Origin of the sequence: Providencia sp. PROV182, from assembly GCF_028480325.1 — a bacterium.
In the GTDB taxonomy this organism is placed as follows: Bacteria; Pseudomonadota; Gammaproteobacteria; order Enterobacterales; family Enterobacteriaceae; genus Providencia; species Providencia hangzhouensis.
In genome coordinates, this window is sequence record NZ_JAMPOL010000029.1 from 70,811 (window position 1) to 80,552 (window position 9,742).

The 9,742-nt window shown below is 41.3% G+C and carries 9 protein-coding genes and 1 pseudogene; 6 read left to right on the top strand and 4 right to left on the bottom strand.

Annotation, left to right across the window (positions count from 1 at the left end):
- Positions 1 to 195: 195 nt before the first annotated feature.
- The 4 genes from yfcD to PR834_RS19165 all read left to right on the top strand — a co-directional run bounded on the left by yfcD (position 196) and on the right by PR834_RS19165 (position 3,868).
- Positions 196 to 738 (top strand): NUDIX hydrolase YfcD, encoded by a 543-nt coding sequence (gene yfcD, locus PR834_RS19150; RefSeq protein WP_004257328.1) that lies wholly within the window; start codon positions 196 to 198, stop codon positions 736 to 738.
- Between the two features lie 238 nt (positions 739 to 976).
- On the top strand, positions 977 to 2,221 hold the full coding sequence (locus PR834_RS19155; RefSeq protein ID WP_110591917.1) for a M24 family metallopeptidase: 1,245 nt from the start codon (positions 977 to 979) through the stop codon (positions 2,219 to 2,221).
- 10 nt (positions 2,222 to 2,231) lie between these two features.
- A complete protein-coding gene (locus PR834_RS19160; RefSeq protein WP_004257337.1) occupies positions 2,232 to 2,429 on the top strand; it encodes a DUF3311 domain-containing protein in 198 nt (65 codons plus the stop codon).
- Positions 2,426 to 3,868 (top strand): sodium:solute symporter family protein, encoded by a 1,443-nt coding sequence (locus PR834_RS19165; RefSeq protein WP_144141278.1) that lies wholly within the window; start codon positions 2,426 to 2,428, stop codon positions 3,866 to 3,868. The genes PR834_RS19160 and PR834_RS19165 overlap by 4 nt, the downstream gene beginning before the upstream one ends.
- 62 nt (positions 3,869 to 3,930) lie before the next feature.
- On the opposite strand, the gene pta is transcribed toward PR834_RS19165, so the two are convergent.
- On the bottom strand, positions 3,931 to 6,060 hold the full coding sequence (pta, locus tag PR834_RS19170) for a phosphate acetyltransferase (protein WP_153673987.1): 2,130 nt from the start codon (positions 6,058 to 6,060) through the stop codon (positions 3,931 to 3,933).
- Positions 6,061 to 6,147: 87 nt separating this feature from the next.
- Positions 6,148 to 7,350, bottom strand: coding sequence for an acetate kinase (gene ackA / locus PR834_RS19175; RefSeq protein ID WP_004257349.1), 1,203 nt, complete (start codon positions 7,348 to 7,350; stop codon positions 6,148 to 6,150).
- Positions 7,351 to 7,943: 593 nt separating this feature from the next.
- Here ackA and yfbV point away from each other — a divergent pair.
- Positions 7,944 to 8,399, top strand: a complete 456-nt coding sequence (yfbV, locus tag PR834_RS19180) for a terminus macrodomain insulation protein YfbV (protein ID WP_004257353.1) — start codon at positions 7,944 to 7,946, stop codon at positions 8,397 to 8,399.
- 139 nt (positions 8,400 to 8,538) lie between these two features.
- Positions 8,539 to 9,033 (top strand): YfbU family protein, encoded by a 495-nt coding sequence (locus tag PR834_RS19185; RefSeq protein ID WP_004257356.1) that lies wholly within the window; start codon positions 8,539 to 8,541, stop codon positions 9,031 to 9,033.
- Positions 9,034 to 9,234: 201 nt separating this feature from the next.
- On the opposite strand, the gene PR834_RS19190 is transcribed toward PR834_RS19185, so the two are convergent.
- Both PR834_RS19190 and PR834_RS19195 read right to left on the bottom strand, forming a co-directional pair.
- The gene (locus PR834_RS19190) at positions 9,235 to 9,504 is read right to left on the bottom strand and encodes a PAAR domain-containing protein (RefSeq protein ID WP_094961045.1); all 270 of its coding nucleotides are present in this window, start codon (positions 9,502 to 9,504) and stop codon (positions 9,235 to 9,237) included.
- Positions 9,497 to 9,742: pseudogene (locus PR834_RS19195) on the bottom strand (hypothetical protein); the annotation flags it as partial. The pseudogene PR834_RS19195 and the gene PR834_RS19190, both read right to left, overlap by 8 nt.

Consider the following 9,742-nt stretch of genomic DNA (forward strand, 5'->3'; position numbering starts at 1 on the left):
CTTAGCCTGCCTTTAAAAAATTCGGTTTCATTATCACTGTAATAAGAAGTGCTTTTTATGATGGCAACCAATCACAAATTCAGCTAGGATCATTTTCATAGGTGCGGATCAATGCAGATTGGTATTGTCAGGCATACAATAATAATCAGTCTAATGATATAAGCAGTTTTAGCTTAAAAATAAAAGGTTTACAGGATGGAACAACAAACCGAAGTTGTTGAATGGGTCGATATTGTTGATGAAGACAATACTGTGATTGCTCAGGCAACACGTAGCCAAATGCGAGCAGAAAACCTACGTCATCGTGCAACTTACATTGTTGTTCATGACGGAATGGGCAAAATATTGGTTCAACGACGCACAGACATTAAAGATTTTCACCCCGGTTTCCTCGATGCAACAGCTGGAGGAGTGGTTACGCAAGGTGAAAACATTCTTGATTCTGCAAAGCGTGAAGCTGAAGAAGAGCTAGGTATTGCTGGCGTTCCTTTTGCTGAACATGGCCATTTTTACTTTGAAGATGCGCATTGTCGTGTATGGGGTGGTTTGTTTAGCTGTGTGAGCCATGGTCCATTTGCTTTACAAGAATCTGAAGTTGTTGAGGTCAGTTGGTTGACCCCTAAAGAGATCAGCGCACGCTGTGACGAATTTACGCCGGATTCACTTAAAGCGCTTTCTTTATGGTTGACTCGGAATAATGAGTTAGAAAAAACCATCACTTGTGCTGAAAACTCATAGTTGATCAGATTAAAATTGTTAAAGGGCTATTTTATTTAGTCCTTTACTTTATTTCTCCCAAAATCAAATCTCTAGCAAAGTTAATTTCAAGCTAATATATAACGATTAGTTATAACAAACTTGCAAGCTAAACGATGTATTCATTTCTACACTAGATATAATGTGACAGATCTTAACATTTATCGTTTGCGATATGATGTACTGCTTGGTGTATACATGACGCTTCGAGAGAATAAAAATGACAATTGATAAACAAGATACTTTTTTGAAACAACAACACCTTGATAACGTAACCAATAAAGCCCGTGAGATTATGGAGCGTGAAGGAATTGAAGCGTTAATCGCAACCGTGGGTGATAACTTTTATCACTTAACCGGTTTTGCGAGCTTCTTTATGTACACTTTCAGGCAAACAGGTTCGGCGATTGCGGTTATTTTTCGTGATCCTTCTATTCAATCATTGGTTATTATGAATGAATTTGAAGCGGCAAATTTGTCACTTCAAATGCCTAACGCAAGGATTAAAACATTTCCAATTTGGGTGGATGTTGATGACCCTTACAACCCGGAAAATGGCAAAGTGGTGAAGGCAAGGCCAATTAATAGCCCAATAGAAACCATTTTCAATTTACTCAAAGAGGCGTTGTCAGAAGCGGGAGTTTATTGTAAACCGGTTGCAATTGAATTAAACCAAATTACACATACAGGTAAAGTATGGTTGGATAAGGTTATTCCTGAATTAAATTTGGTTGATTCTTCGCCGCTATTTAATGAATTACGCATGATTAAAAGCCCGTGGGAAATTGCTCATCTCAGAAAATCAGCACAAATTACAGAGGCTGGTATTGCTGCTGCGAGTAAATTGATCAAAGTCGGCTGTACTTCAGCGGAATTAACCGCCGCTTTTAAAGCGAAAGTGATGGAATACCCAGAGACAAATTATAGCCGCTTCAATTTAATTTCAGTGGGCAGTGATTTTTCACCGAAAATGATCCCTGATGACCAACCTGCAAAAGAAGGGGATTTAATTAAATTTGACTGTGGCGTTGATGTGGCAGGTTATGGTGCTGATATTGCACGGACATTTGTGGTTGGGAAACCGAATGAAAAAGTCGCTGCTATTTATCAAACTATCTTAAAAGGCCATCAATATATGTTAAGTCGAGTTGCGCCCGGCGTAGCATTAAGTGATGTTTTCAATGAAACAATGGCACTCATTCGTTCTTCGGGTTTGCCCCATTATAACCGTGGGCACTTAGGCCATGGGGACGGGGTGTTCGTTGGGTTGGAAGAAGCCCCTTTTGTGAGCGCTGCGACCACAGAAATATTTCGAGCTGGGATGGTAATGAGCTTAGAAACACCTTATTACGGGATTGGTGTTGGCGGTATTATGATTGAAGATATGCTTCTGATTACTGAAGACGGTGTGGAAATGTTAAGTCATTTGCCTCGTGAATTGATTTCTTTCGGGCAAGTGGAATAAGGGGCGGAATATGAAGTGGTATCATTATTTAGTTATTTTCCCAATCCTAGCGTTAACCGTGGGTATCTATTATGCCAACCAAGTAGAGCCTTTTGTTATGGGCTTGCCATTTTTAATGTTCTGGATTGTCTCATGGGTGATTGTTACAGCCTTAGTTATGTTACTAATCAATATATTAGATAATAAAAATACTAAGGAAACATCATGAGCTCCGCGCTAATTATTATTACTGTTTTCTTCCTGTTTAGTATTTATCTTGCTATTCGTGCGAAGAAAGGAAAAACGATGGACCATGAAGGGTGGTCTGTCGGTGGTCGTAGTTATGGCGCACTGTTAGTTTTCTTGCTGAGTGCGGGGGAAATATATACCACGTTTACCTTCCTTGGCGGGAGTGGCTGGGCTTATGGTAAAGGCCCTGCGATTCTATATACCTTGGCAGTCAATGCTTTTATGGGGATCTTTTTATACTGGGTACACCCAAGGGTATGGCGATTCGCAAAAGATAATGATGTCAGAACGATTTCTGAGTTATTTACCAAAAAGTATCAAAGCCCGGGGTTAGGGTTATTAATTAGCTTAATATCTATTGCTGCAATGGTGCCTTTATTTGTTTTACAGCTTAAAGGATTAGGCATTATTGTTTCTCAAGCGTCTTATGGCGCAATTCCAGCAGATATTGCCATTTGGATTGGAATTATTGCAGTGACGTTATTTGTGATGATTTCAGGAATTCATGGCTCAGCTTGGACATCAGCACTAAAAGATTTAATGATTTTAATTGTGGTGGTTTTTATCGGTATTTATATTCCACTTCATTATTACGGTAGTTTTGGGGACATGTTTAAAGCGATAGATACGGCGATGCCAAGCTTTTTAACATTCTCCGAAACGGGGCTAAATATCCCTTGGTATATTTCCACAATATTCTTATCTGTGGTTGCCTATTTCTGTTGGCCGCATTATATGGCCGCAGTGTTTACCGCAAAAGATGAAAAATCACTGAAACGTAATAGTATTCTGATCCCAGCGTACAGTTTGATTATGCTATTCGCATTTTTCGTTGGTTATGCATCCATATTGCAAATTCCACATCTTGAAGGGGCGGCAGTGGATTTATCGCTGTTTGAGATATCTAAGAGCACCTTCTCACCGATTGTGGTTGGTTTTATTGGTGCGGCAGGGATGTTAACCGCATTAGTACCTGGTTCGATGTTGTTGCTAACCACTTCTAATATGTTAGCGGGAGTTGTGCAAAAAGCGATGGGAGTAAGTGAAGAAAAACGCCAGTCTGGTGTGTATGCTCGCTTTATGGTACCTGTCGTTGCGTTGGTCAGCTTGTATTTTATTTTCCACAGTAATGATACCTTAGTGGCTATTATGTTACTCGGGGTCAATATTGTCGCGCAGTTTTTCCCTGCTTTACTGATGAGCTTTAAACAGCAAAACCCAATGACACCTGCGGGTGCTATTTGTGGAATTTCTGCGGGGGTTTTATTCCTTGCGGTAACCTATATAGAGAAAATTTCTTTAGCACAATTGTTCCCTTGGTTAGGAGAAAGTTTGAGCTTTATGAATATCGGTATTGCTGCATTTATTCTGAATATTATTGTTGCAGTAGTGGTTTCATTATTTACGCGTAAAAGATAGTTAAAAATAATCAGGCAATAAAAAAGCGCTCAGTTGAGCGCTTTTTAGCATAAAGAGATGAATTAAGCGTTTTCGTTTTGTACTGCTTGGATAGCAGTTAACGCAACGGTATACACGATGTCATCAACTAATGCACCGCGTGACAAGTCATTGACTGGTTTACGCATACCTTGCAGCATTGGACCAATAGAGACTAAGTCAGCAGAACGTTGTACGGCTTTATACGTGGTATTACCGGTATTTAAGTCAGGGAAGATAAATACGGTCGCTTTACCTGCAACTGGTGAATTAGGTGCTTTGGACTTAGCAACATCCGCCATAACAGCCGCGTCATATTGTAATGGACCATCGATAATTAAATCAGGGCGTTTTTCTTGTGCTAAACGCGTTGCTTCACGCACTTTTTCAACATCACTACCCGCACCTGAATCGCCTGTAGAGTAAGAAATCATCGCAACACGTGGGTCGATACCGAACGCTTTGGCAGAATCCGCAGATTGGATAGCGATTTCAGATAATTGCTCTGCAGTTGGGTCTGGGTTGATAGCGCAGTCACCGTACACAAATACTTGTTCTGGTAATAACATAAAGAACACAGAAGAAACTAATGAGCTACCCGGTGCTGTTTTAATTAATTGCAACGGTGGACGGATAGTATTTGCCGTCGTATGAACAGCACCAGAAACTAGGCCATCCACTTCGCCTTTCTCTAGCATTAATGTGCCTAATACAACGTTATCTTCTAATTGCTCACGAGCAACAACCTCAGTCATTCCTTTGCTCTTACGTAATTCAACGAGGCGAGCAACGTATTCTTCACGTACTTTAACTGGGTCAACAATTTCAATACCAGTACCGAGTTCAATACCTTGTGCAGCAGCAACACGACGAATATCTTCTGGGTTACCTAATAGAACACAAGTTGCAATGCCGCGCTCTGCACAGATAGATGCAGCTTTAACTGTACGCGGTTCGTCGCCTTCAGGAAGAACGATTCGTTTGCCAGCTTTACGTGCTAATTCAGTTAACTGATAACGGAATGCTGGTGGTGATAGGCGGTTAGGGCGCTCTGAGTCAGCAACCAGTGATTCAATCCAATCGCTACTAATATGACGAGCCACATAGTTTTGAATTTTTTCAATACGTTCATGGTCATCAGCTGGGACTTCTAAGCTAAAGCTTTGTAGATTCAGCGATGTTTGCCATGTATTGCTTTTCACCATGAAAACAGGCAGGCCGGTTTCGAAAGCTTGCTCACACAGCTGGCGAATAGGCGCATCGATGTTGTAACCACCCGTTAGTAGAACTGCACCGATTTCAACCCCGTTCATTGCCGCTAGTGAGGCAGAAACTAATACATCAGGGCGATCCGCTGAGGTCACTAATAATGATCCTGGGCGGAAGTGTTCAAGCATGTGCGGAATGCTACGAGCGCAGAAAGTCACTGATTTAACACGACGAGTTTTGATTTCGCCTTCGTTAACAATCTCTGCACCTAAGTGTTTTGCCATGTCAATTGCACGGGTGGCAATTAAATCAAAGTTCCATGGAATGGATGCCAGCACAGGCAGATTCAGCGCAGAAAGTTGCTTAGTATCGAGGTTAGCCACAGTCGCTTTGGTTGAATCATCAAAGATTTCAGATAGGTCAGGGCGAGTACGACCTTGTTCATCAACAGGTGCATTCACCTTATTGATAATAACGCCGATGATATTTTTATTACGTTGGCCGCCAAATTCGTTACGTACTAACTCTAAACGCTCTTGCATTTGTGTGATTGAACTGTTGCCTGGTGCAGTGACGAAAACAATCTCTGCGCCTAATGTTTTGGCAATTTCATAATTTAATGATTGAGCAAATGAATGTTTACGCGTTGGCACTAAACCTTCAATTAAAATCACTTCCGCATTTTTTGTGTGGTCATGATAGCGAGCGACGATTTCTTCCATTAACACATCTTTTTTGGAAGAGGTCAGTAGCGATTCAACGTATTCCATTGTTAGTGGTTCAACAATGGTGGTAATACTTGAATGAGAGCGCAGGACTTCAGTGGTTTGGTCTTTATTGCCAGAGACGCGTGGCTGTGCGATAGGTTTGAAAACGCTTAATTGAACACCTTTTTGTTCCATTGAGCGAACGACACCTAGGCTAACGCTAGTTAAGCCAACGCTGGTGCCAGTAGGTATTAACATAATTGTACGGGACACGGGAACCTCTTTATTTCGGTTACTCTAATGACAAAACGATACCGCCAGCAGGTTGCTGGCGGTAGAAGTTGCTTATGCGGTTAAACGCGCAGTATCTTGGGCGATAACCAACTCTTCATTGGTTGCGATAACCAGTGCTGGGCGGCTGTTATCGGTAGTGATTAAACCTTCTTTACCGAAGCGCGCCGCTAAGTTACGTTCGTGGTCATATTCGAAACCAAGGATAGCCAGTTTCTTCAAGGTAATTTCACGAACTTGCGCTGAGTTTTCACCAATACCACCCGTGAAGATGATAGCATCAAGGCGGCCTTCCATCAGAGCACTATATGCACCAACGTATTTCGCCAAACGATGGCAGAAAACATCCATTGCGCGAGTTGCGTCTTCTTTAGTGCCGTAGTTATCTTCAACATAGCGGCAGTCACTTGTTACGCCAGTTAAACCTAATAAACCAGACTCTTTGGTCAGCATCTTGTTGATTTGCTCAACACTCATACCTAAAGAATCATGTAAATGGAAAATAATTGCAGGGTCGATATCACCACTACGTGTTCCCATTACCAGACCTTCTAATGGCGTTAAACCCATTGAAGTGTCAACGCATTTACCGTTAACAATAGCAGTAACAGAACCACCATTGCCTAGGTGGCAAGTGATAACATTTAACTCATCAACAGGTTTGTTGAGTTTTTTCGCAGCTTCACGGGAAACATAGTAATGGCTTGTACCGTGCGCACCATAACGGCGAATACTATGCTCTGAATATAATTCGTATGGCAATGCATACAGATAAGCTTCCTGCGGCATGGTCTGATGGAATGCGGTATCAAAGACAGCGACATTTTTGTTGACCAGATGCGGGAAGGATTTTCTTGCTTCTTCAATACCGATGAGATGAGCAGGGTTATGCAATGGCGCGAATGGAATAGCCGCTTCGATGCCTTCAATCACTTCATCTGTGATTAATACAGAAGAGGTAAATTTCTCACCACCATGAACAATACGGTGACCGATGGAGGTGATTTGCTCTGATAGCTCAGGTTTTTCAGCAAGAATAGTGTTAACAATGAAATCCAATGCTTCGCTATGCGCTGCACCAGCACCTAAAGGCGCTTCTTTCTTAGCACCATCCATTTTCCACTTAATACGGGCTTCCGGGAGGTTAAAGCACTCAGCTAATCCAGATAAAAATTCATCGCCATTAGTTGGGTCGATGATGGCGAATTTCAGTGAGGAGCTACCGCAGTTTAGAACCAGTACCAGCTTACTTGACATGGAAATACCTATCGTTAATTGTTGTTGTGAAGCCTTTTAAAAACATGAAAAGACTCAGATATAAAAATATACCGCTAGAGCCTAGCGTATTTATGACCTGAAACATCATGATTGATATCATGTTAAAGGCGAAAAAAATTAAAGATCGTGAGATCTTCAGGGGTTGATAACGCAGGCGCTATTCTTTTCTACAGAAGGTTATAAAAGTAAACCTCTGCACCTAGTGTTGAAATAACGACCAACAACCCCAATATATAACTGTTGTCTATCTTCAGTATCGAAGATGGATAAAGCTAAAAAATAACAAATGCAACAGCAATTCTAAATGTGGCAGATTCTACTAAAATTATTTTATATTTTATACGTTTTTTTTAAAAATAGGGACTTTGATTGATTAAAATCATAAGTGACGTATAAAGTAGTGTTATAGCACAGGGTTACGTTGCTATTAGAATAGCTGATATTTAGTAAATTGACTTAACTTAAGGTAAATGTAATGAAATAATTTCGTTACCTTAAATGTGCTATCATTTTACCATGCGTAATTTATAAATTATTGCCTCAGTTTTTAAGAAGTCGATAGGAAACGTTTCATGAGTACATTGCAAAGTACACCGCCCGGTTTTTTTAAGCGCTTTAGATTAGGTAACCGCTATCTGAAGGCTTTTCCTATGGAGAAAAAACTGTCGCCGATATTCCCCGAAATTCGTATTAACAAGGCGGTACGCTTTGGTATTCGCTTTATGCCGCCCATTGCAATTTTTACATTAGCATGGCAAATCGCGTTAGGTGGGCAATTGGGACCTGCCATTGCCACGGCACTTTTTGCCTGTAGTTTGCCAATGCAAGGCTTATGGTGGTTAGGAAAACGTGCGGCGACGCCTTTGCCATCCAGCTTGCTAAGCTGGTTTTATGAGATCCGTGATAAATTTACCGAAGCGGGAATTGCGATGGCACCGGTTGAACACCAACCCGATTATATGGCGTTGGCTGACTTGCTAAAACGTGCATTTAACCAGCTAGATCGTTCCTTTATGGAAGATATCTAAGGGATAATTTCTATTAAAAGCTAGATTTAACAATAAGTAATACAAAAATAGTGTTTAGATCAATAAAAGCGATGTTTTCACTGTCTATGATTGATGTTGAATGCGAAGATAAGCCATACTTTTTAGTGGGAGAACCCTGATGGAAATGACTAACGCACAACGCTTGATCTTATCTAATCAATATAAAATGATGACCATGCTTGACCCCGATAATGCAGAACGTTATCGCCGACAACAAACCATTATTGAACGTGGTTTCGGTTTACAAATGCGTGAGTTAGACAGAGACTTTGGTCATTTAAGTGAAGATACCTGCCGTACTGTTATTGATATCATGGAAATGTACCATGCGCTGCAAGTCTCTTATAGCAACATGGCTAATAAGGAAGACATTGATGGCCGCCGTGTGCAATTTTTGGGCTTTGATGCGGCAACAGAAGCACGTTATCTGAGCTATGTCCGTTTTATGGTCAACACGGAAGGGCGTTATACCCACTTTGACAGCGGGACGCATGGGTTTAACTCACAAACGCCAATGTGGGAAAAATATAATCGTATGTTAGCGATTTGGCATGCATGTCCAAGGCAGTATCATTTATCAGCAGTGGAGATCTCCCAAATTTTAAATGCCTAATGCTCGTCATTCTTCGCGCTGTAGCTCTGTTGACTGCGTTCGGCGACTCGGGTCACGTACATTTGTATGTTCCCCGAGATATCTTCTCTAGTCGCCTAGCTACAGCGTGAATATTTAGAGCATATTTGCTTGTCATTAGTAAAGCAGTAACACGTGACACTGATATGCGAGCTATATGAGCAAGTTAAAACACATTAACATTTAGCCTACAGCAACAAGCACACAGCCCCCAGAACATCCACATGCGACTTTATGACCTTCTAGCGCAACAGGGATACCATTAATTTTCATTAAGCTATCACCTTCAACGATAGTCCCTGTTTTTTTACATGAAGGACAATAAACAGAGTCGCCCACACAGGCGACTCCTTGGGTTTGCTTGGCGAGAGAAGAAGCTGTCAGCACCGTACCACCAGTATTTGTCGTATCATTTTTTAAGATAATTTTCCTGCCGTTCACAAGACTACGCATTGCGTTTTTTCTCCTGATCAAGCTTTGCTAAAAGCTGTTCGACCTGTTGCTCAAAATCAGTAGGAAGTGGGTTTTTACCAAAAAACAAAAAGGGTTTACGAGCTTGGTAATCGACAGACGAAACGGCATCTCGCCCCTCTTGCATATAAGCATTGAGAAACGTGATAAAACGATGGTTTTCACTGTCGGTGCTGGTCAGGAAACTGGAGTAATGGGAAACATTTGGCTTGTAAAGTAT